22 protein-coding genes are annotated in these 20,123 nt (G+C 71.2%); 8 read left to right on the forward strand and 14 right to left on the reverse strand.

All coding sequences use genetic code 11. The features are described from left to right. Window positions 1-34 precede the first annotated feature (34 nt). Together AMY39116_RS0330880 and AMY39116_RS0330885 are read right to left on the reverse strand one after the other, a co-directional pair. Window positions 35-1,348, reverse strand: coding sequence for a PhoH family protein (locus AMY39116_RS0330880; protein ID WP_020421473.1), 1,314 nt, complete (start codon window positions 1,346-1,348; stop codon window positions 35-37). 418 nt (window positions 1,349-1,766) lie between these two features. Next, on the reverse strand, window positions 1,767-2,543 hold the full coding sequence (locus AMY39116_RS0330885) for an isoprenyl transferase (RefSeq protein WP_020421474.1): 777 nt from the start codon (window positions 2,541-2,543) through the stop codon (window positions 1,767-1,769). A gap of 89 nt (window positions 2,544-2,632) precedes the next feature. On the opposite strand from AMY39116_RS0330885, the gene AMY39116_RS0330890 reads away from it, so the two are divergent. Continuing rightward, window positions 2,633-3,298 carry a hemolysin III family protein gene (locus tag AMY39116_RS0330890; RefSeq protein ID WP_020421475.1) on the forward strand — a complete coding sequence of 222 codons (666 nt, stop codon included), beginning with the start codon at window positions 2,633-2,635 and terminating at the stop codon, window positions 3,296-3,298. Window positions 3,299-3,305: 7 nt separating this feature from the next. Here the strand turns inward: AMY39116_RS0330890 and AMY39116_RS0330895 are convergent, their stop codons facing one another. Then, window positions 3,306-4,418 (reverse strand): NAD(P)/FAD-dependent oxidoreductase, encoded by a 1,113-nt coding sequence (locus tag AMY39116_RS0330895; RefSeq protein WP_020421476.1) that lies wholly within the window; start codon window positions 4,416-4,418, stop codon window positions 3,306-3,308. 68 nt (window positions 4,419-4,486) lie between these two features. Here AMY39116_RS0330895 and AMY39116_RS0330900 point away from each other — a divergent pair, with 68 nt between their 5' ends. Beyond that, on the forward strand, window positions 4,487-5,167 hold the full coding sequence (locus tag AMY39116_RS0330900; RefSeq protein WP_020421477.1) for a TetR/AcrR family transcriptional regulator: 681 nt from the start codon (window positions 4,487-4,489) through the stop codon (window positions 5,165-5,167). Between the two features lie 292 nt (window positions 5,168-5,459). Here AMY39116_RS0330900 and AMY39116_RS0330910 read toward each other — a convergent pair whose 3' ends face one another. Continuing rightward, entirely contained in the window at window positions 5,460-6,038 is a 579-nt protein-coding gene (locus AMY39116_RS0330910) for a TetR/AcrR family transcriptional regulator (RefSeq protein WP_020421478.1), read from the reverse strand. Window positions 6,039-6,123: 85 nt separating this feature from the next. Between AMY39116_RS0330910 and AMY39116_RS0330915 the strand changes: the two genes are divergently transcribed. Continuing rightward, window positions 6,124-6,369, forward strand: a complete 246-nt coding sequence (locus tag AMY39116_RS0330915) for a hypothetical protein (protein ID WP_027936361.1) — start codon at window positions 6,124-6,126, stop codon at window positions 6,367-6,369. Between the two features lie 262 nt (window positions 6,370-6,631). Here AMY39116_RS0330915 and AMY39116_RS0330920 read toward each other — a convergent pair whose 3' ends face one another. The 5 genes from AMY39116_RS0330920 to mca are packed head-to-tail and all read right to left on the reverse strand — an operon-like array spanning window position 6,632 to window position 12,485. Further along, on the reverse strand, window positions 6,632-8,521 hold the full coding sequence (locus AMY39116_RS0330920; RefSeq protein WP_020421480.1) for an acyl-CoA dehydrogenase: 1,890 nt from the start codon (window positions 8,519-8,521) through the stop codon (window positions 6,632-6,634). Between the two features lie 42 nt (window positions 8,522-8,563). Next, the gene (locus AMY39116_RS0330925) at window positions 8,564-9,136 is read right to left on the reverse strand and encodes a hypothetical protein (protein WP_027936362.1); all 573 of its coding nucleotides are present in this window, start codon (window positions 9,134-9,136) and stop codon (window positions 8,564-8,566) included. Between the two features lie 55 nt (window positions 9,137-9,191). Then, a complete protein-coding gene (locus tag AMY39116_RS0330930; protein ID WP_020421482.1) occupies window positions 9,192-11,219 on the reverse strand; it encodes a thioredoxin domain-containing protein in 2,028 nt (675 codons plus the stop codon). Between the two features lie 37 nt (window positions 11,220-11,256). Further along, window positions 11,257-11,577 (reverse strand): hypothetical protein, encoded by a 321-nt coding sequence (locus AMY39116_RS0330935; protein WP_027936363.1) that lies wholly within the window; start codon window positions 11,575-11,577, stop codon window positions 11,257-11,259. Continuing rightward, window positions 11,574-12,485, reverse strand: a complete 912-nt coding sequence (gene mca, locus AMY39116_RS0330940; RefSeq protein ID WP_027936364.1) for a mycothiol conjugate amidase Mca — start codon at window positions 12,483-12,485, stop codon at window positions 11,574-11,576. Before mca ends, AMY39116_RS0330935 begins: the two co-directional genes overlap by 4 nt. A 103-nt stretch (window positions 12,486-12,588) precedes the next feature. On the opposite strand from mca, the gene AMY39116_RS0330945 reads away from it, so the two are divergent. From AMY39116_RS0330945 to AMY39116_RS0330955, 3 genes are all read left to right on the forward strand, one after another. Continuing rightward, a complete protein-coding gene (locus AMY39116_RS0330945) occupies window positions 12,589-13,014 on the forward strand; it encodes a DUF4307 domain-containing protein (protein ID WP_027936365.1) in 426 nt (141 codons plus the stop codon). A 189-nt stretch (window positions 13,015-13,203) separates the two neighbouring features. After that, on the forward strand, window positions 13,204-13,701 hold the full coding sequence (gene greA, locus AMY39116_RS0330950; protein WP_027936366.1) for a transcription elongation factor GreA: 498 nt from the start codon (window positions 13,204-13,206) through the stop codon (window positions 13,699-13,701). A gap of 138 nt (window positions 13,702-13,839) precedes the next feature. Next, on the forward strand, window positions 13,840-14,631 hold the full coding sequence (locus AMY39116_RS0330955; protein ID WP_020421487.1) for a hypothetical protein: 792 nt from the start codon (window positions 13,840-13,842) through the stop codon (window positions 14,629-14,631). Here the strand turns inward: AMY39116_RS0330955 and AMY39116_RS0330960 are convergent. After that, window positions 14,610-15,083, reverse strand: a complete 474-nt coding sequence (locus AMY39116_RS0330960) for an Lrp/AsnC family transcriptional regulator (protein WP_020421488.1) — start codon at window positions 15,081-15,083, stop codon at window positions 14,610-14,612. The genes AMY39116_RS0330955 and AMY39116_RS0330960 overlap by 22 nt on opposite strands. Before the next feature lie 119 nt (window positions 15,084-15,202). Between AMY39116_RS0330960 and hppD the strand changes: the two genes are divergently transcribed. Next, complete coding sequence (gene hppD, locus AMY39116_RS0330965) at window positions 15,203-16,366, forward strand: 4-hydroxyphenylpyruvate dioxygenase (protein ID WP_020421489.1); 1,164 nt, start codon at window positions 15,203-15,205, stop codon at window positions 16,364-16,366. Here hppD and ilvA read toward each other — a convergent pair. Next, window positions 16,363-17,568, reverse strand: coding sequence for a threonine ammonia-lyase (ilvA, locus tag AMY39116_RS0330970; RefSeq protein WP_020421490.1), 1,206 nt, complete (start codon window positions 17,566-17,568; stop codon window positions 16,363-16,365). The genes hppD and ilvA overlap by 4 nt on opposite strands. 77 nt (window positions 17,569-17,645) lie before the next feature. On the opposite strand from ilvA, the gene AMY39116_RS0330975 reads away from it, so the two are divergent. Then, window positions 17,646-17,927: a hypothetical protein gene (locus AMY39116_RS0330975; protein ID WP_020421491.1), complete on the forward strand. Its 282-nt coding sequence runs from the start codon at window positions 17,646-17,648 to the stop codon at window positions 17,925-17,927. Window positions 17,928-17,967: 40 nt separating this feature from the next. Here the strand turns inward: AMY39116_RS0330975 and AMY39116_RS0330980 are convergent, their stop codons facing one another. The 3 genes from AMY39116_RS0330980 to AMY39116_RS0330990 are packed head-to-tail and all read right to left on the reverse strand — an operon-like array spanning window position 17,968 to window position 20,054. Then, the gene (locus AMY39116_RS0330980) at window positions 17,968-19,125 is read right to left on the reverse strand and encodes a cystathionine gamma-synthase (protein WP_020421492.1); all 1,158 of its coding nucleotides are present in this window, start codon (window positions 19,123-19,125) and stop codon (window positions 17,968-17,970) included. A 9-nt stretch (window positions 19,126-19,134) separates the two neighbouring features. Beyond that, window positions 19,135-19,587 (reverse strand): hypothetical protein, encoded by a 453-nt coding sequence (locus AMY39116_RS0330985; protein WP_235716252.1) that lies wholly within the window; start codon window positions 19,585-19,587, stop codon window positions 19,135-19,137. Window positions 19,588-19,589: 2 nt separating this feature from the next. Beyond that, window positions 19,590-20,054, reverse strand: coding sequence for a hypothetical protein (locus AMY39116_RS0330990; RefSeq protein ID WP_020421494.1), 465 nt, complete (start codon window positions 20,052-20,054; stop codon window positions 19,590-19,592). Between the last annotated feature and the right edge of the window lie 69 nt (window positions 20,055-20,123).

Below are 20,123 nucleotides of genomic sequence, written 5' to 3' on the forward strand. Positions count from 1 at the left end.
GGGGCCGCCTCGCCCGAGGCGGCCCCGCCCACGCTTACCCGTGGTCCTCCAGCATCTCCGTGACCAGCGCGGCGATCGGCGACCGCTCGGAGCGGGTCAGCGTGACGTGCGCGAAGAGCGGGTGGCCCTTCAGCTTCTCGATCACCGCCGACACGCCGTCGTGGCGCCCGACGCGCAGGTTGTCCCGCTGCGCGACGTCGTGCGTGAGCACCACGCGGGACGCGGTGCCCAGCCTCGACAGCACGGTGAGCAGCACGTTGCGCTCCAGCGACTGCGCCTCGTCCACGATCACGAACGAGTCGTGCAGGGACCGGCCGCGGATGTGCGTCAGCGGCAGGACCTCCAGCATGCCGCGGTCGAACACCTCGTCCAGCACGTCCTGGCTGACCAGGGCGCCGAGGGTGTCGAACACCGCCTGCGCCCACGGCTGCATCTTCTCCGACTCCGACCCCGGCAGGTAGCCGAGGTCCTGGCCGCCGACGGCGTACACCGGCCGGAACACGACCACCTTGCGGTGCTCGCGGCGTTCCATCACCGACTCCAGCCCGGCGCACAGCGCGAGCGCGGACTTGCCGGTGCCGGCGCGGCCGCCGAGCGACACGATGCCGATGTCCGGGTCGAGCAGCAGGTCCAGCGCGATCCGCTGCTCGGCCGAGCGGCCGTGCAGGCCGAACGCCTCCTTGTCACCGCGGACCAGCTTGACCTTCTTGGCCGGGGTCAGCCTGCCCAGTGCGGACGAGCTGCCGGAACCGGCGACCAGCCGCAGGCCGGTGTGGCAGGGCGATTCGCCCACCTCGGGCAGCCCGTATTCGGCCAGGTCGACGACACCGTCGCGGAACAGCGCGTCGACCGCCTCCTGCGGCACCTCCACGTCGACCATCCCGGTCCAGCCGGACGGCGCGACCTCCAGCGCGCGGTACTCGTCGGCGGGCAGGCCGACGGCGCCCGCCTTGACGCGCAGCGGGATGTCCTTGGTGACCAGGGTGACCGCCTCGCGCTCGACCTTGAGGTTCAGCGCGCAGGCCAGGATCCGGTGGTCGTTGGAGTCCGTGCGGAACCCGGGCGGCAGGACCGTCGGATCCGAGTGGTTCAGCTCGACGTGCAGGGTGCCGCCGGAGTCACCGATCGGGATCGGGGCGTCCAGCCGGCCGTGCTTGAGCCGCAGGTCGTCGAGCTGACGCAGGGATTCCCGCGCGAACCAGCCCAATTCGGGGTGATGCCGTTTCGCCTCCAGTTCACTGATCACGACCAACGGCAGGACCACGGCGTGCTCGGCGAATCTCGTGATGGCCCACGGGTCGGCCAGCAGAACCGAGGTGTCCAGGACATAGGTGTGCTGCCCTGGCACGGAACTCGGGGGTTCTGCGGTGCCCTCCGCGGAATTCGGTGAGCGGCCGGAGGCCTTACGGGGCGAACGCTGCGTAGTCACGACGGCATCTCCCTCGTGGACGTGGCACCACGCCCACACTCGCTGGGCCGGGCACCACCCTGGCTGGTCCGCTCTTCGCTTCCGCTTACGCGTCAGCGCGCAGGGCCACGAGGGCCGGGTGCCGGCCCCCTCGTGGGTATCGCGAACGGCTCACGCGCCGTCTGCTCTACAACCGCCACTACCAGGGCCTCCCGTGATGGTCCGCAAGGTCACGAGCCATCACTTCGGAAGTTACCTGCGTTCGCCGTTTCGTGCAGGCAGCCAGGCAGGTGATTCACCAGGTTGTCATCTCACCGTCGGTAGAGGAGAAATCAACGGATCGGCACGGAACGTGTTGTCAAGTACCGAAACGGCGGTGCCGCCACGCGTAGTCACGGAGCGCGCGGAGGAAATCGACCCTGCGGAACGCGGGCCAGTAGGCCTCCGTGAACCAGAACTCGGAGTGCGCCGACTGCCACAGCAGGAAACCGGACAGCCGCTGCTCACCGGAGGTGCGGATGATGAGGTCGGGGTCGGGCTGGCCCGAGGTGTAGAGGTGCTCGGAGATGTGGTCGACGTCGAGGATCTTCGCCAGCTCGCGGATGGACGTGCCCTCGTCGGCGTGCTGGAGCAGCAGCTTCTTGACCGCGTCCGCGATCTCCTGCCGCCCGCCGTAGCCGACGGCGACGTTGACCTCCATGCCGGTGCGCTTCTCGGTGCTCGCCGCGGCCGACTGCAGGCGCTTGGCGATCGGCTCGGGCAGGAGCTCCAGCGCGCCGACGACCCGGATGCGCCACGGGTTGCCGGGGTGGGCCAGCTCGTCGACGACGTCGGCGATGATCTCCAGGAGCGGTTCGAGCTCCTCGGTGGCGCGGCTGAGGTTGTCCGTGGACAGCAGCCACATCGTCACGACCTCGACGTCGGCCTCGCGGCACCAGGTGAGGAAGTCGGCGATCTTGCGCGCTCCCGCGCGGTGCCCGTCGGCGACGTCGGTGAAGCCGGCTTCCCGTGCCCACCTGCGATTGCCGTCCAGCATGATCGCGATGTGCCGCGGGTGCTTGCCCGCGGCCTGCTGGATCAGACGGCGGCTGTAGATGCCGTAGACAAGCTTGGACCCGAAGGAGCGAAGACTCACGTCCAACCAATGTACGCAGGGTCCGAAAGCGACGTGGGCCGGGCCACGGTTGACTGGCGCGGAACCTACGTCGCCGTAACCTTGTTGGTGTGACCGTAGAGACCGAACCCTTCGTCGACACCCGCCCCCGGCTCCGCGGCCATATCCACTTCTGGACGTTCTTCAGCGCGCTCGCCTGCGTGGCGACGCTGGTCGCGTTCGCCGGCGCGACGGTGTCCGGCCTGGCCGCGCTGGCCACGTCGGTGTACGGGGTGACCGTGCTCGGCGTGTTCGGCGTCAGCGCGCTGTACCACCGCCGGTTGTGGAGCCCGCGTGCCTACCAGTGGATGAAGCGCGCGGACCACTCGATGATCTTCCTGTTCATCGCGGGCACGTACACGCCGTTCACGCTGCTCGCGATGTCGAAGCCGACCGGCTACGTCGTGCTGGGCGTGGTCTGGGGCGGCGCGCTGGCCGGGGTGGCGCTGAAGATGCTGTGGCCGGGCGCGCCGCGCTGGCTCGGCGTGCCGATCTACGTGGCGCTCGGCTGGGTGGCGATCTTCGTGCTGCCCGAGCTGGCCACGCACGCCGGGGTGGCCGCGCTCGTGTTGCTGCTGGTTGGCGGCCTGTTCTACACCGTAGGCGCGGTGTTCTACGCGGTGAAGTGGCCGAACTACTGGCCCAACACCTTCGGCTACCACGAGTTCTTCCACGCGTGCACCGTGCTGGCCGCGATCTCGCACTACATCGCCGTCTGGCTGGCGATCTACGCCTGAGCGGCGGTCAGCGGCCCAACGGCTGGAAGAAGGCGAGCATGCGCCGGGCCGCGTCCGGCGCCGCCAGCATTTCCTGGATCCGGGCGGAGTGCCGCGCGGCCGCGCTGGTGCGTTCGAACATCTCACGCTCGTACTCCTCGACCGCCGCGGCGAGGTCGCCCGGGTGCGCGGCCAGCGCCTGGCCGAGCCGGGCGCCGTCGAGCAGCGCCATGTTGGCGCCCTGCCCCACCGGCGGCATCAGGTGCGCGGCGTCGCCGAGCAGCGTGACGCCCGGTTTCGCGGGCCAGGTCACGCCGACCGGCAGCGTGGTGATCGCACGCGGCACGATGGTGTCGTCGCAGGCCGCGATCAGCGCGGTGATCCGCGGGTGCCAGTCGGCGAACAGGTCGAGCAGGCGCGCCCTGGCCGCGGCGGGGTCGTCGAACGGGATGCCGCTGGTCGCCAGCCAGTCCGCGCCGGTGTGGAAGCTGAGGTAGACGCGGACGCGGCCGTCGCCGTTGCGCTGCGCGGACAGGGACCGGCGGTCGCCGAGCACCCAGTAGTTGCCGCGCCCGACCATCGCCGCGAGGTCCGGGTGGGTGCGGTCGATGTCCGGAATGCCGAGTTCGATGGTGTTCTGGCCGGTGTGCACCGGCCGGGCGTCGGTGAGCAGCGGGCGCACCCGGGATTCCGCGCCGTCGGCGCCGACCAGCAGGTCGTACGCCGCGGTGCGGCCGTCAGCGAAGCGCAGCACGCCGTCGGCCGCGGACTGGAAGGCGTGCCTCCAGCGCACGGTGTGCTCGGGGAGGGAGTCGAGGAGCAGGTCACGCAGGTCGGCGCGGTCCACCTCGGGCCGGTCGAGCGGGGCGTCGTCGGGCGTGTCCTCCTGCAGCAGCAGGGTGCCGTCCGGTTCCAGGAGCCGCATGTCCTGGCCCGCGCCCCGGGCGATCGCCTGGAACCCGTCGAACAGCCCGGCCTCGCGCAGCGCCTGCTGCCCGGAGTGGATGTCGAGCATGCCGCCCTGGCCGCGCGCGTGCCGCGACGAGTCGCGTTCGTAGACGACCGACTCGATGCCGTGCACGTGCAGCACGCGGGCGAGGGCCAGCCCGCCGAGGCCGGCACCGACGATGGCGATGTTCACGAGCACTCCTTCGATACAGTGTATTTCTACGATACACCGTATTGCGGGATGCGATGTATCGTCAACGCATGCTGGTGTGGGAGAGGCCCGAGCCGCCGAGCCGTCCGGCGCCCGCGCCGCTGAGCCGGGAGCGGATCGTCGAGGCGGCGATCCGGCTGGCTGACGCGGACGGCCTGGATGCCGTGTCGCTGCGCAAGGTCGCCGCCGAGCTGGGCGTCGGCCCGATGCGGTTGTACGGCTACCTCGAAACCAAGGAGGAGCTGCTCGACCTGATGGTCGACGCGGTGCAGGCGGAGATCCGGCCCGCCGGCGAGGGCTGGCGGGAGGTGCTGCGGTCACTCGCCGAAGCCACGCGGCAGGCCGTCCACCGGCACGAATGGCTCGCCGACCTGCTCGGCGGACGACCCCAGCTCGGCCCGAACGCGCTGGCCAGGCTGGAGGCGGTGGTCGCCGGACTGCGCGGCGTCGACGCGGACGCCGTCCTGCCGGTGGTCGCGGCCGTCGACTCGTACGTCATCGGCGCCGTGCGGCGGGAGATCGCCGAGCGGCGCGCCGAGCGGGCCAGCGGGATGGACAAGACGCAGTGGCAGGCGGCGTCCTGGCCGTACCTGGAACGGGCTTTCGCGACGGGCCGATACCCCGCGCTGGCCGACTTCGTCCGCGACGGCAGCAGGCCGGACGCGGACGCCACGTTCCGCAGGGGGCTGGACTTCCTGCTCGACGGCATCGGCGCCCACCTCGCCCGCTAACCGCGTCAGGCGCTCCATCGCGCCGACCGCGAGCTTCCCGCTGGTCCGGAACGCGAGCACGATCGCGGCCGCGAGCACGAACATCCGGGTCCGGGCTTGACCATCGTGGCGACCGGGAGCGTGTAGACCTCGACGACGCGGACCACGCACTCGTCCGGCAACGCCGCTCCCCAGACGACCGAGAACACCCGCTCCGCGCGGCGGAACTCCGCCGACGAGGCTGCGAGCCCCTGCCACCGCGCGAGCCCGCGGCCGGTGATCATGCCGAATCCGGGTCCGGGCTTGACGTTCGTCAGCCGAGCAGTCGCCGGAGGTAGTAGTCCACCGTGGCGACCGCCTCGTCCGGGGCGGTCTGTCCCAGTGCCACCTCGACGCCCAGTCCGGCGGCCAGCTGGATCAGGATGCGTGCCTCCCGGTCCGGGTCGACACCGCGCCGCTCACCGACTGCCGCGGCGACCAGGCTCGCCAGGAAGCCGCGCAGCTCGGCGTCGCCGTCGGACATCCGGGTCGCGATCGCCTCGCTGGTGATCGCGCGGTTGAGGAAGGCGATGCCGAGCAGGAGGAACTGCCTGCTCTCCGCGTTCAGGCCGAGCATCTCGGTCAGCACCTCGCGCAGGATCCGCTCCGGCCCGGGATCCCCGGCCAGGCGCGCCCGGATCCGCGCCCCCGCGCGCTCGTTCGCCAGCTCCAGCGCGAACGCGAGCATGTCGTCCTTGGACGCGAAGTAGTGCTGCACCCGGCCCATCGAGACCCCCGCCTCGGCGGCCACCTCGCGCAGGCTCACCGCCTCGATGCCGCGCGTGCTTGCCAGCCGCCACAGGGCTTCGGCCAGTTCGGCGCGGCGCTGGTCGTGATCGACTTGCCTGGGCACGCGCCAAGCTTAGCAATGCACTTGCATTGCCGTCCGGCTCGTTCTTACAATGCAGACGCATTGCGAAAACACTGTGGGGGTGCTCATGGCGACGAAGACGCCGGGATACGACGCCGCGCAACTGGTCTGCCTGGTGGCGGGCATCCAGCTCGGCGCGGTCCCGCTGGTCCAGGCGATTCTCGGCGCACGGCAGGGTGGGGTGTTCGGTTGGCTTTCCGGCGGGCTGGACCTGGCCGGCGCGTGGCGGTACGTGGTGCCGAGCGCCGTGGCGATCGCGATGGTCGTCGCGATCCTGGCGCTCGGCACCGCCAAGGAGAAGAAGCGCACCTGACGCGGCGCCGGCCGCGACCCGGCCGGCGCTGTAGGCCCGTGGAACACGGCCTTCGGCCGCGGGCCGGCATCGGTCAGCTTCACCACGCCGTAGGAGGCCAGGTCGAGGTAACGCGAACACGTTGCGCCAGGACCTGCGGTCGCACTTCGCGCACGGCAAACCGGTGGTGGCGACCGAATCACCGCCATCTCCCGGCGCACCTCGCCGAGGTCCCACTCCGGCCGGGAGCTCGTGCCGAACAACAAAACGGCAGCACGCGCGCCTAACGCAGCATCGCGGGGCGCAGGAACGGTTCCGGCACCGCGAAGCCGTCCGCGAGCAGTCGCGCGTGGGGGCGGAGTTCGGCGCACAGGTCGTTCACCGCGGCGACCACCGCCTTCGCCCGCGCCGACGTCAGCCGGCCGTGTTCGAGGAACCACGCGCGGTCCTCTTCGACGTTCGACAGCACGTACAGGTCGCACACCCGCTCCAACAGCGCCCGCGCCTCGTCGTCCGCGCACCGATCGATGGCGGCGACGAACGCCTCCAGCACGATCCGTTCGACGTGCACCTTCGCCGCACGCAGCACGTGGTCCTGCGCGTCGTTGAAGACCTCGAACGGGTCCGCCTCCGCGGCCCGGCGCAGCCGCCGCGCACAGCCCTCCAGCACGTGCTGCTCGCGGTCCTCGAACAGCTTCACCTGCCAGCCGCGGTCGAACAGCACATCGTCGTCGTCCCGGCCGGGCGCCGCGTCCACCAGCCGCTCGATCACCTTGCGCGCCGCCGTCCGCTCGATCACCGCGCCGACGAACTGCTCGGCCACGAACCGGGCGGTCGCCAGCGGGCTCAGGTCGGCGAAGTGGTCGCGGTAGCTGGTCAGCAGGCCCTTCGCGACCAGCTGCAGCAGCACCGTGTTGTCGCCCTCGAACGTGGTGAACACGTCGGTGTCGGCCTTCAGCGCGGGCAGCAGGTTCTCCGACAGGTATCCCGCGCCACCACACGCTTCCCGCGCCGTCTGGATGCTGCGGGTCGCGTGCCAGGTCGCGATCGCCTTGATGCCCGCGGCACGGGATTCCAGCTCGCGTTGCGCCCGTTCTTCGGCGTCCGCGGTGCCCTGGATGTCGTGCAGCGCCCGGGTCAGCTCCTCGTGCGCGAAGTGCAGCGCGTAGGTGCGCGCGATCGCCGGCAGCAGTTTCCGTTGGTGCGCCCGGTAATCCAGCAGCACTGTCTCGCCGTCCGCGCCGGGACGGCCGAACTGGCGGCGCTTCTCCGCGTACCGGGTCGCGATCGCCAGCGCCCGCTCGGTCGCGTGGATCGCGCCGCCCGCCACGCTGATCCGGCCGCGGATCAACGTGCCCAGCATGGTGAAGAACCGGCGGTTGTCGCTCTCGATCGGGCTCGTGTAGGTGCCGTCCTCGGTGACGTCGCCGTACCGGTTGAGCAGCGCGTCCCGCGGCACGCGCACGGAGTGGAACGTCAGGCGCCCGTTGTCGACGCCGTTCAGGCCCGCCTTGCGGCCGTCGTCACCGATCTCCACGCCCGGCATCGGCGCGCCCGTCTCGTCCCGGATCGGCACCACGAAGGCGTGCACGCCACGGCTTTCCCCGCCGGTGACGAGCTGCGCGAACACCACCGCCATCTGGCCGTGCCGCGCCGCGTTGCCGATGTAGTCCTTGCGCGCCTGCTCGTCCGGGGTGTCGATGACGAACTCGCGGGTGGCCGGGTCGTAGGTGGCCGTGGTGCGCAGGTGCTGCACGTCCGAGCCGTGCCCGGTCTCGGTCATGGCGAAGCAGCCGAGCAGGTCCAGGTCCATGATGCGGGCCAGGTACCGCTGGTGGTGCGGCGCCGTGCCGAGCAGCTGGATCGCGCCGCCGAACAGGCCCCACTGCACACCGGACTTCACCATCAGCGACAGGTCGCCGTAGCCGAGCATCTCGAACGACACCACCGAGCCGCCGATGTCTCCCCCGCCGCCGTACTCGCGGGAGAATCCGAGCCGGTGCCAGCCGCTCTTGGCCAGTTCCCGCAGGCGCTCCAGCACCCAGGCCCGGTACTCCTCGGTGCTCAGGTCGTAGGGCTCGTCGAGGTCGTACCCGGCGTACTGCGCGCGAATCTCCCGGCGCAGCTGGGCCCACTGTCCATCCAGTACCGCGGTCAACGCATCGGGGTTCATGTTCCTACTCTGGCGTAACTTCCGCGGTCCCGCATGGCGAGCTCAGCCCAGATCCGGCCCCTCCCGGCGCAGTTCGTCGACCTTCGACATGGCCTCGCGCAGCTCGCCGAGCCACTCCTCGGCGTGCTGACCGACGAGCCGGGCTGCCCAGGCCAGGGCGTCCGACCGGGACCGCGCGACCCCGGCGTCGACGAGCGTGTCGAGCACCAGCCGCTCGGGCTGGCGCAGGCGCGTCATCACCGGCACCGACTGTGTGGTGAACAACTCTTCGGTGCCGCCGAGGCGCGCGCCCCAGGACACCTTGCGCTGGTACCGGTGCTCGGCCTGGCGCGCGATCTCGATGCGGTGCTCGCGGGTCTCCTCGCGGAACCGGCTGATGCGCCCCGACTCGGCGGCGGCGCGGGCGGCGTCGTCGGCGAACTCGTCGGTGAGCGCCGGCAGTTCGCCGACGATCAGGATCTCCTCACGGTCCACCGTGATGTCCGGGGTTCCGGTGAACCAGCCGTCGGGGAGCCGCCCGGCGAACCAGCCCGCCGCGTCGTCCGCCGGCGGCACTTCGGCCTGGCCGCGGCCCTTCCAGCCTCGTCCCCACTGTGCGTGTGTGCGCATGTCCATCGCCTCCGCGATTACATGATTACGTTGCAACACACGCTACGCCGGAACCAGCGCGTCAGATCCCCTGTTCACTGCGGGCGGACAAAGCTGAGACCAGGTCATCAGGGCTGGTCACGGGCCGGTCGCAGACGTAACCGCGGCACACGTAGGCCGCGGCCTGACCGGCCACCAGCGGGCGGTCCGCGAGCAGCGGCACCCCCTCTGCGTCGGGCTCCCCGGCCAGCACGACCGCGCCGCCGTGCGCACGACGGGCGGCCACCGCGCGCAGCAGGTCCCGCTCGGTCGAGTCCGGGCCGGCGATGGCGACCTGGACGGGCCCGGCCAGCAGCGCCTCGGCCGCGGTGAGCCAGTGCCCGGCGAAGCGCGGGGCCTTGGCGATCAGCTGGCCCGTCCGGTGCACGGCCTCCTCGGCGGCTGCCCGGTACCGCGCGGACCGGTCCGGCCCGACCAGCACCGAGGCCGTGACCAGCGCGTTCGTCAGCGCGGATGCGCCGGAGGGGCTGGCGTTGTCAGTCGGGTCCGACGGCCGGTGCACGAGGACCTCGGCGTCGTCCGCCGTGTCGTGGTACGCGCCCGGGGTGTCCGCGACGGCGAAATTGGCGAGCGCGGTGTCGAGCAGGTTCACCGCTTCGGTGAGCCAGCGCGGGTCGCCGGTCGCCTGGTGCAGGGCCAGCAGTCCCTCGGCCAGGCAGCCGTAGTCCTCCAGCACGCCCGCCGCGTCACCGGCCGTGCCGTCACGCGAGCTGCGGCGCAGGCGGTTGTCGCGGAGGTGGATGCCGAGGACCGCGGACGCGGCCTCCTGCGCCGCGGTCACCCAGTGCGGCTCGTCGAGCGCCACGCCCGCCTCGCACAGCGCGGTGATGGCAAGGCCGTTCCAGGCCGCGATCACCTTGTCGTCCCGGCCCGGCTGGGGACGCTCGTCGCGGGCGGCCAGCAGCGCGGAGCGGACCCGCTCGAAGCGCTCCCGGTCGTCCGGGTCGCGGAGCTGCAGCACCGAGGCGCCGTGCTCGAACGTGCCGGATTCGGTGACGCTGAACAGTTCCGCGGCCCACGCGCCGTCGTCGTCGCCGAGCACCTCACGCAGCTGCGCGGGCGTCCACACGTAGGTCAGGCCTTCCTCGCCGAGGGTGTCCGCGTCGAGCGACGCGGCGAACCCGCCCTGTTCCGTGCGGAGGCGGGCGAGCAGGAACTCGCCGGTCATGCGCGCGACTTCGGCGGCCAGGGCGGAGCCGGTGCGGCGGGCCAGGTGCGCGTAGACCCGCAGCAGCAGAGCGTTGTCGTACAACATCTTCTCGAAGTGCGGCACGACCCAGGACGCGTCGACGGAGTAGCGGGCGAAGCCGCCGGCGAGCTGGTCGTGGATGCCGCCGCGCGCCATCGCCTCGGCGCACGATTCCACAAGGGACAGCGCCTCGGCGGAGCCGGTGCGTTCGTGGTGGCGCAGCAGGAACTCCAGCACCATCGACGGCGGGAACTTCGGCGCGCCACCGAAACCGCCGCGTGCGCGGTCGGCCTCCCCGGTCAGCTTCAGCAGGGCGGCGTCGAGCACCCCCGCGTCGACCGGGGCGGGCGGCAGCGGCCCGAGCTGCCCGGCGAGGTGCTCGACGATCTTGCCCGCGCCCTCGCGCAGTTCGTCGCGGCGTTCCTGCCAGGCCTGGGCGACGGCGACGAGGAGGTGCTGGAACGACGGCATGCCCGGCCGCGGCTCGGGCGGGTAGTAGGTGCCGCAGTGGAACGGCTCGCCGTCGGGGGTGAGGAAGCAGGTCATCGGCCAGCCGCCCTGGCCGGTCATCGCCTGGGTCGCGGTCATGTAGACCGCGTCGATGTCGGGACGCTCCTCCCGGTCGACCTTGATGTTGACGAAGTGCTCGTTCATCAGGCGCGCGGTCTCGGCGTCCTCGAAGGACTCGTGGGCCATGACGTGGCACCAGTGGCACGCGGCGTAACCGATCGAGAGCAGGATCGGCACGTCCCGGCGCTTGGCCTCGGCGAGCGCCTCGGCGCTCCACGGCCACCAGTCGACCGGGTTTTCGGCGTGCTGCAGCAGGTAGGGGCTCGTCGCGGCGGCGAGTCGGTTGGCCATGCCACCAGGGTGTCACGGCGCCCGGAGAGCCGCCGCGCTAGCTGCTCTCGCTCTTCTCCGGCTGCTTGACCGGCTCGGGCGCGGGCTTCCCCGCCTGGTCTTCGTCCTTCGCCTCGGCGGCGTCGGCCTCGGCCTTCTCCTCCGGGTCGAAGGTGGCCGGGACGCGCTTGAGGTGCTTGGTCATCGAGCGCACCAGCAGGGCGACGGCGATGAGGAACAGCAGGAGGATCAGGAACCCCAGCGGCGAGGACTTGCCGAAGTCCTCGCCCTGGCCGCCGTTGTCGCCGTTGCCCGGCTGCTGCGCGAGGACGAGGGCGGTCGTGGCGACCGGCGCCGTCACCGGCAACAAGAGACTCATGTGTTCACCTTCTCACGGACGCCCGCGAACAGGTCGTCCTCGGGCAGCGTGCTGTCCACGAGCGAGCGGACCAGCTCGTACTCCTCCGTCGGCCACACCCGGCGCTGCATGTCCAGCGGCACGAAGAACCACCGGCTGTTCGGGTCGATCTGGGTGGCGTGCGCCTTCAGCGCCTCGTCGCGGACCTCGAAGTAGTCGGCGCACTCGATGCGCGTGGTGACGCGCTCCATGACGTCCGCGCGGTCCGGGTCCCACTTGCCGAGCCACTCCGCGTACGGCGACTCCAGGCCGGCCTCGACGAGCGCGTCGTGGAAGGCCTGCATGCGGGCGCGGGAGAAGCCGTGCATGTAGTACAGCTTGAGCGCCTGCCACGGCTCGCCGGCTTCGGGGAACTTGTCCGGCTCGGCGGCGGCGTCGAAGGCCGCCATGGAGACCTCGTGGGTGCGGATGTGGTCCGGGTGCGGGTAGCCGCCGTTCTCGTCGTAGGTCAGCACGACGTGCGGGCGGAACTCGCGCATGACCTTGACCAGCTCGCGCACCGGCTCCTCGATCGGGGTGAGCGCGAAGCAACCCTCCGGCAGCGGGGGCAGCGGGTCGCCCTCCGGCAGGCCGGAGTCCACGAAGCCCAGCCAGCGGTGCTGGACGCCGAGGATCTTGGCGGCCTTGGCCATCTCCTCGCGGCGGATGGCGGACATGTTGGCCAGCACCTCGGGCCGGTCCATGGCCGGGTTGAGGATGCTCCCGGCCTCGCCTCCGGTGCAGGTCACGACCATGACCTCGGCACCCTCGGCGACGTAGCGCGCCATGGTGGCCGCACCCTTGCTCGACTCGTCGTCGGGATGTGCGTGCACCGCCATGAGACGCAGGCGCGATCCCGTTCCGGACATCAGCTCGTCAGAACCCACCATGCGTCCAACGACCCCTTCTGAATCCCTATTCCGCCCCGGAGAGATACTGCGGTTGCCTCCATTGTCCCCGGGGGTACGACAAGTTCGATCGGAGGCCCGGCACTTGAGCACCGCCAGCGCCCCGCCGTCGCTGCCGGACGGCCGATACGGGCGGCCCCGCAGGCCGAGCCGCCGCTGGCGCGTGTGGGTGTTCACCGGGATCGCGCTGGTCGTGAGCTGCGCCGTCGCGTGGATCGGGTACGTGAACCTGGGCGCCGCGCCCATCAGTGCGGAACGCGTCACGTTCGCGGAGCTTCCCGGCAACGCGATGACGATCTCGCTGAACGTGACGCGGGACGAGCCGGACCGGCCGGGCGTGTGCATCGTGCGGACGCGGGACATCAGCGGCGCCGAGAGCGGGCGGCGGGAGGTCTACATCCCGGCGAACGACAGCCGGGTCGACGTGGTCGTGCGGAGCATCGACCGCCCGGTCACCGCGGACGTGTACGGCTGCTCCTACGACATCCCGGAGTATCTGTCAAGGAGTTAGCGGCCAACGGGGTGAATGACGCGACGAATGCCCGGTTTCTGAGAAAGACACCGGCGCTGACCTGCCCTGCCGTGGTACCCTGATCTACCGGCACGGCCCGAACGGGCCGTGTTTTTCCTTTATCCAGCCGCACTCGGTCGAGTGCGGCTGCCGGCATGAACACCCATGTCCGGCAGGCACGACGAGGAGATGGTGGCCGTGAGCGACACCCAGGTGACCTGGCTGACCCAGGAAGCCTACGACAGGCTCAAGCACGAGCTCGACGAGCTGATCGAGAATCGTCCGGTCATCGCTGCGAAGATCAACGCCAGCCGCGAAGAAGGCGACCTCCGCGAGAACGGCGGTTACCACGCTGCCCGCGAGGAGCAGGGCCAGCAGGAGGCCCGCATCCGCCACCTGCAGGAACTCCTGCGGTCGGCGAAGGTCGGCGAGGCCCCGAAGAACGACGGGGTCGCCGAGCCGGGCAAGGTCCTCACCGTGCGTTACGAGGGTGACGACGAGGACGAGAAGTTCCTGCTCGCCACGCGCGAAGAGGGCGCCGAGGGCGAACTCGACGTGTACTCCCCCGAGTCGCCCCTGGGCAAGGCCCTGCTGGGCGCGAAGGAAGGCGAGTCGCGCGAGTACGAGCTGCCCAACGGGAGCACGCAGAAGGTGACGCTGGTCAAGGCCGTGCCCTACTCCGGCTGAGACCCACACTTTTTCGGAGCGGCTGCTCCGGGCGGGAGCATCGCCCGGAGCAGCCGCTTCGCTGTGTGCGGTCCCGCGCGGGCGTAGCGAAGCAAAAGCGAAGCCCGGCGCCCGGAAAACCGCGTAGCGTCACACGACATGAACCCCATCTGCGTGACCTGCGGCATGCAGTACGCCTCCCCCCGCGCGGACTGCCCCATCTGCGAGGACGAACGCCAGTACGTCCCCCCATCGGGCCAGCGGTGGACCGACTTCGCCACCCTGAAAGCCGAGCACGAGCCGGTCATCAGGCAAGAGGGCACCGGCCTCACCGGCATCGCCTGCACCCCGAAGTTCGGCATCGGCCAGCGCGCCCTCTTCGTCGAGACCGCGAGCGGCAACTTCCTCTGGGACCTCACCGCCTACCTGGACGACACGATCGCCGAGCACATCACCAGCCGCGGCGGCATCACCGGCATCGCGATCAGCCACCCGCACTACTACACGACCTGCGTCGAGTGGGCCCGCACCTTCGACGTGCCGGTCTACCTGCACGAGGGCGACCGCGAGTGGATCGGCCGCCCGGACGAGCGCATCGAGCTGTGGAGCGGCCAGACCAAGCAGGTCGGCGACGGCCTCACGCTGGTCAACCTGGGTGTGCACTTCACCGGCGGCACGGTCCTGCACTGGTCCGGCGGCGAGGAGGGCCGGGGCGCGCTGCTGTCCGGCGACATCGTGCAGGTGATCCCGGACCGCAAGCACGTCGGGTTCATGTACAGCTACCCGAACCTGATCCCGGAACGGCCTGCGGTCGTGCGGCGTGCCGCGGAGATCCTCGCCGGCTACCGCTTCGACGCGATCTACGGCGCGTGGTGGGACGCGGTGGTGCGACAGGACGGCTACGACGTCGTGCAGCGCTCGGCCAAGCGCTACTTGGAGTTCGTTTCGTAGGCGAGCCGTTCCAGCAGCGGACGGACGCGCGGCGGCACGGGCGTGGACAGGGCCAGCGACGTCGACGTGCGGCGCACGCCCGGCACGCTCACCACGGCGTCGATGACCCGCTGCAGGTCGTCGTGGTCGCGCGCCACCATCCGGACGAACAGGTCGCCCTGCCCGGTGGTGGCGTGCACCTCGCAGACCTCCTCGATCGCGTCCAGCGCCTCGGACACCGAGGTGCGCTGACCCTGCGCGATCTCGATCACTGCGAACGCGGTCAGCCCGTACCCCATCGCCGCCAGGTTCAGCTGCGGCGGGAAGCCGCCGAGGATGCCCTGTTCGGTGAGCCGGTCCAGGCGCGCCTGCACGGTGCCCCTGGCGACGCCGAGCCGTCGCGCGCAGTCCAGCACGTTCAGCCGCGGCGAGTCGGTGAGCAACAGCAACAGCCGGGCGTCGAGCGCGTCCACGCATCCTCCTGGTCACATTGCCCGATTTGATAGATCATCCTCGGCGAACACTGGTCAATGTGTCCAGGGAAATGCGCCACTGTTGCCCAGGATGCGACGAACTACGCATTCTGCCAGACATGACCAACGCTCTCGACGATGTCGACTACGACCAGTTGCGCCAGCTCGTCGGTTTGGTCGAGCACGATGAGACCGCCGACCCGTTCCCCGTGAAATCGCTCGATGCCGTCGTGTTCATCGCCGGCAACGCCACCCAGACCGCGTGGTACTACCAGCACGCGTTCGGCATGCGGCTCGTCGCCTACGCCGGGCCGGAGACCGGGCAGCCGGACCACAAGGCGTTCGTGCTGAAGTCGGGTTCCGCGCGCTTCGTCATCACCGGCGGCGTCCGGCCGGACTCCCCGCTGCTCGACCACCACCGCCGCCACGGCGACGGCGTCGTCGACCTCGCGCTCGAAGTGTCCGATGTGGACAAGTGCGTGGCGCACGCGCGGGCACAGGGCGCCACGGTCCTGGAGGAGCCGCACGACGTCTCCGACGAGCACGGCACCGTGCGCAGGGCCGCGATCGCGACCTACGGCGAGACCCGGCACAGCCTCGTCGACCGCTCCCGCTACACCGGCCCGTACCTGCCCGGCTTCCAGGCGCGGGAGACGCCGCAGCGCAAGCGGCTGTTCCAGGCCGTCGACCACTGCGTCGGCAACGTGGAGCTCGGCAAGATGGACCACTGGGTGGACTGGTACCACCGCGTCATGGGCTTCACGAACATGGCCGAGTTCGTCGGCGACGACATCGCCACCGAGTACTCGGCGCTGATGAGCAAGGTCGTCGCCAACGGCAACCACCGCGTGAAGTTCCCGCTCAACGAGCCCGCGGTGGCGAAGAAGAAGTCGCAGATCGACGAGTACCTGGAGTTCTACGGCGGCGCCGGGTGCCAGCACATCGCGCTGGCCACGAACGACATCGTCGGCACGGTGACCGCGATGCGCGCCGCGGGCGTGGAGTTCCTGGACACCCCGGACTCCTACTACGACGACCCGGAGCTGCGCGCGCGGATCGGCGAGGTGCGGGTGCCGATCGAGACGCTGAAGGAGCACCGGATCCTGGTCGACCGCGACGAGGACGGCTACCTGCTGCAGATCTTCACCAAGCCGGTCGGCGACCGGCCCACCGTGTTCTACGAGCTGATCGAACGGCACGGCTCGCTCGGCTTCGGCAAGGGCAACTTCAAAGCCCTGTTCGAGGCGATCGAGCGCGAGCAGGAGCGCCGTGGCAACCTCTAGCCGACGACCGTGAACCCGGCGCGCTGGAGCTCGGCGTGGACCTCTTCGCAGTGGTCGGGCCCGCGGGTTTCCAGCTTGAGCGCGATCTCGACCTCGCCGAGGGCCAGCGCGCCGGAGATCCGCGAGTGCTCGACGTCGAGAACGTTGGCGCCGAGGTCCCGCACCCGGGACAGCACCGACACCAGCGACCCCGGCCGGTCCGGCACACGCAGCCGCAGCGCCAGGTAACGCCCGCCCGCCGTCATGCCGTGCTGGATTATCTGCAGCAACAGCAACGGGTCCACGTTGCCGCCGGACACCACGGCCACCACCGGCGCCGCGAACTCGCCGGGGTACTGCAGCAACGCTGCCACGGCCGCCGCGCCCGCCGGTTCCACGACCAGCTTGCGGCGCTCCAGGCACAGCAGCACCGCGCGGGACAGCGACTCCTCCGACACCGTGAGGACGTCGTCGACCTTCGCGGCCACGTGCGCGAAGCTCACCGGCCCCGGCTGGCCGACCGCGATCCCGTCGGCCATCGTCTGCATCTCCCGCAGGCGCACCGGGCCACCGGCGGCGAGCGACGGCGGGAACGCGGCCGCGTCCTCGGCCTGCACCGCGACGACCCGCACGTCCGGCCGCGACGCCTTCACCGCGCAGGCCACCCCGGCGACGAGCCCGCCACCGCCGGTCGGCACCAGCACCGTGGCCGCCTCCGGCACCTGCTCCAGGATCTCCAGCCCGACGGTGCCCTGCCCGGCGATGATGTCCGCGTGGTCGAAGGGGTGGATGAACACCGCGCCGGTCCGCTCCGCGAACGCGACCGCCTCGGCCAGGGTCTCCTCCAGCACGTCGCCGTGCAGGTGCACGTCCGCGCCGTAGCCGCGGGTCGCGGCGAGCTTGGGCAGCGGCGCGCGCGTCGGCATGAACACGGTCGACGAGATGCCCAGCAGCGACGCCGCGAGCGCGACACCCTGCGCGTGGTTGCCCGCACTGGCCGCCACGACCCCGCGCGCCCGCTCCTCGGCACTCAGGCCGTGCAGGCGGGTGTAGGCGCCGCGGATCTTGAACGAGCCGGTGCGCTGCAGGTTCTCGCACTTCAGGTGGACCGCGCCACCGTGCGCCCGCTCCAGATCACGCGCGTGCTCCATCGGCGTGACGCGGATGATCCCTTCGAGCAGCTTCCGCGCCTCGCGGATGCGGTCGACGTCCACCAGATCCATATCCCGGATCATGCCACTCGCACCTCACGGGTTTCGGTACCCTGGGAGCCGGTCAGTACGGCGAATCGGGAGTAGCCATGCCAGCACGGGGTGAAACGGGCGGACGGGTCCGCCGCGCCACGCGTGCGGCCGGCCTGCTGCCGTTGGTCGCGGGCGTCACGTCCGCCCTGGCCCTCACCGGCGCGGCGGTCTACACGGTCGACCGGGCCAACTGCGGCGACCCGGCCCAGTACATCCGGCACGACAACTACGTCGAGCTGGTCGGCGGGTGCGTGAACGGCTCCGACCTGGAGGGCATCCGCACCGGCACCACGGCCGGTGACGCCAAGACGGCCGAGCTGAACAACTACCGGCCCTGATTGGCGGGGAAGCGCCGCGACGCTCCCCCGCCGTCGCCTCTCAGCCCAGGGCCGCGCGCAGGTCGTCGCTCAGGTCGCGGACGTCCTCGATGCCGACGGACAGCCGCAGCAGGTCGTCGGGCACCTGGAGCATCGAGCCGGCCACGCTCGCGTGCGTCATCTGGCCGGGGTGCTCGATCAGCGATTCGATGCCGCCGAGCGACTCGGCCAGGATGAACAGCTCCGTGCGCGCCGCGGTGTCCAGCGCGGCCTGCCTGCCGTCAGCGTGCCGGAACGAGATCATGCCGCCGAAGCGGCGCATCTGCTTGGCCGCCACCTCGTGACCGGCGTGCCCGGGCAGGCCCGGGTAGTACACCTCGGCGACCTTCGGATGCGCCGACAGCATCTCGGCGATCTGCTCCGCGTTGTCGCAGTGCCGGTCCATGCGCACGGCGAGCGTCTTGAGGCCGCGCAGGGTGAGCCAGGCGTCGAACGGGCCGGGCACCGCGCCCGCCGAGTTGCGCAGGAAGAACAGCTGGTCGCGCAGCTCGTCCTCGTCGGTCAGCACGGCGCCGCCGACGACGTCCGAGTGGCCGCCCAGGTACTTGGTAGTCGAGTGCACGACGATGTCGGCGCCGAGCGCCAGCGGCGTCTGCAGGTACGGCGTGGCGAAGGTGTTGTCGACGACGAGGCGGGCACCGGCGCCGTGGGCGATTTCCGCCAGCACCGCGAGGTCGGCGATGCCGAGCAGCGGGTTGGACGGCGTCTCGCACCAGATCAGCTTCGTCTCCGGGCGGACCGCGGCACGCACCTCGTCCGGGTTCGACAGGTCCGCGACGCCGTACTCGACGCCCCACAGCTTCAGCACCTTGTCGATCAGCCGGAAGGTGCCGCCGTAGGCGTCGTTGCCCAGGACCAGGTGGTCGCCGGGCCGCAGCACGGTCCGCAGCACCGCGTCGGTGGCGGCCATGCCGGAGGCGAACGCCAGGCCGTGCCGCGCGCCCTCGAGCGAGGCCAGGGCCTGCTCCAGCGCGGTGCGCGTCGGGTTCGCGGTGCGGGAGTACTCGTAGTCACCCTCACGGGTGCCCCCGACGCCGTCCTGCGCGTAGGTGGAGGTCTGGTAGATGGGCACGATGACCGCACCTGTCCGCGGGTCAGGCTCCTGACCTGCGTGGATGGCGCGCGTCTCGAAGCCGGAGCGGGAAAGGTCGTGCGTCATTTCCCCAGCCTACGACCAGCCCTGGGTCACCCATCGCCCGGTGGGCGGCAGGCACGCCAGCACCAGCGTGCCGATCGCGGGCACGCACAGCACGCCGACGTAGCCGAGCGGCACGTCGCCGTCGAGGAGGCCGAGGAAGTACACCCCGAACGCGCCGAGCACCAGCACCAGCACGTACACGAAGAGCGCCGCGGCCGCGCCGATGATCGTCGCGACGCGGCCGAACTCCTTGGCCAGCACCAGCCCGACCCCGCCGGTGATGAGCGCCGCGGCGAGCACCAGGTGCGTGGCGAACGTCAGCAGGCTGCGCCCGAGGTCGCCGTCACCGGCCAGCAGCACCGCGCCACCGGCGACGCCGACCAGGTGGAACAGGCCGCCGAGCAGGGCCAGGACAGCCGCCGTGATGCCGGCACCGCCGCCGCGGGACGCCGCGGCCGCTTCGGATTGGGACGGAAAGGTCACCACTACCAACTACCAGCCGGGCGGTGCCGCAGGTACCGGAAGGTCCACGGAAGCACCGCGAGGACGAACACGAGCGGGCCGCCGACCACCGCGCCGACCCGCACGAACGCGTCGGCGGGGGCGAAGCGGAACATGGCGACGAAGAAGTCCCCGAAGTAGCCGGGGTAGAGCAGGACCGGTTCGCAGATCACCGCTGCGACCGCGAGCAGCCCGCCGACCAGCAGCAACACCGCGCCGGCGACCGCGCGGAAGAACGTGGTCAGCGCGCCGGCGAGCAGGACCAGCGCGGCCGCCGAGTAGACGACGAGGACGGTGCGCACCTTGCCGTCCATGCCGGCGAAGCCGTAGTCGACGAAGAACTTCAGCGGCAGGTAAGCCAGCAGGCCGGCCAGCGCCAACCCGAGCAGGCCGGCGAGGATCGCGGTGGTCCCGCTGGGACGCGGCTCGTGGCCGTTTCGACTCGTCACAGGGCCCCCGGGGGATCGGTCCGTTCCGGCGCTCACCCTAGCCGCGTTCCCAGCGCGCGGACATCAACT

This window comes from Amycolatopsis sp. ATCC 39116 (assembly GCF_000231075.2).
GTDB lineage: Bacteria > Actinomycetota > Actinomycetes > Mycobacteriales > Pseudonocardiaceae > Amycolatopsis_E > Amycolatopsis_E tucumanensis.

What these genes read in the sequence shown, in the direction of transcription:
- AMY39116_RS0330900 (WP_020421477.1), top strand. Translation starts at nt 4,487, where the DNA reads ATGCTGGTGTGGGAGAGGCCCGAGCCGCCGAGCCGTCCGGCGCCCGCG.
- AMY39116_RS0330915 (WP_027936361.1), top strand. Translation starts at nt 6,124, where the DNA reads ATGGCGACGAAGACGCCGGGATACGACGCCGCGCAACTGGTCTGCCTG.
- AMY39116_RS0330920 (WP_020421480.1), bottom strand. Translation starts at nt 8,521, where the DNA reads ATGAACCCCGATGCGTTGACCGCGGTACTGGATGGACAGTGGGCCCAG.
- AMY39116_RS0330925 (WP_027936362.1), bottom strand. Translation starts at nt 9,136, where the DNA reads ATGGACATGCGCACACACGCACAGTGGGGACGAGGCTGGAAGGGCCGC.
- AMY39116_RS0330930 (WP_020421482.1), bottom strand. Translation starts at nt 11,219, where the DNA reads ATGGCCAACCGACTCGCCGCCGCGACGAGCCCCTACCTGCTGCAGCAC.
- AMY39116_RS0330935 (WP_027936363.1), bottom strand. Translation starts at nt 11,577, where the DNA reads ATGAGTCTCTTGTTGCCGGTGACGGCGCCGGTCGCCACGACCGCCCTC.
- mca (WP_027936364.1), bottom strand. Translation starts at nt 12,485, where the DNA reads ATGGTGGGTTCTGACGAGCTGATGTCCGGAACGGGATCGCGCCTGCGT.
- greA (WP_027936366.1), top strand. Translation starts at nt 13,204, where the DNA reads ATGGTGGCCGTGAGCGACACCCAGGTGACCTGGCTGACCCAGGAAGCC.
- AMY39116_RS0330955 (WP_020421487.1), top strand. Translation starts at nt 13,840, where the DNA reads ATGAACCCCATCTGCGTGACCTGCGGCATGCAGTACGCCTCCCCCCGC.
- hppD (WP_020421489.1), top strand. Translation starts at nt 15,203, where the DNA reads ATGACCAACGCTCTCGACGATGTCGACTACGACCAGTTGCGCCAGCTC.
- ilvA (WP_020421490.1), bottom strand. Translation starts at nt 17,568, where the DNA reads ATGGATCTGGTGGACGTCGACCGCATCCGCGAGGCGCGGAAGCTGCTC.
- AMY39116_RS0330975 (WP_020421491.1), top strand. Translation starts at nt 17,646, where the DNA reads ATGCCAGCACGGGGTGAAACGGGCGGACGGGTCCGCCGCGCCACGCGT.
- AMY39116_RS0330980 (WP_020421492.1), bottom strand. Translation starts at nt 19,125, where the DNA reads ATGACGCACGACCTTTCCCGCTCCGGCTTCGAGACGCGCGCCATCCAC.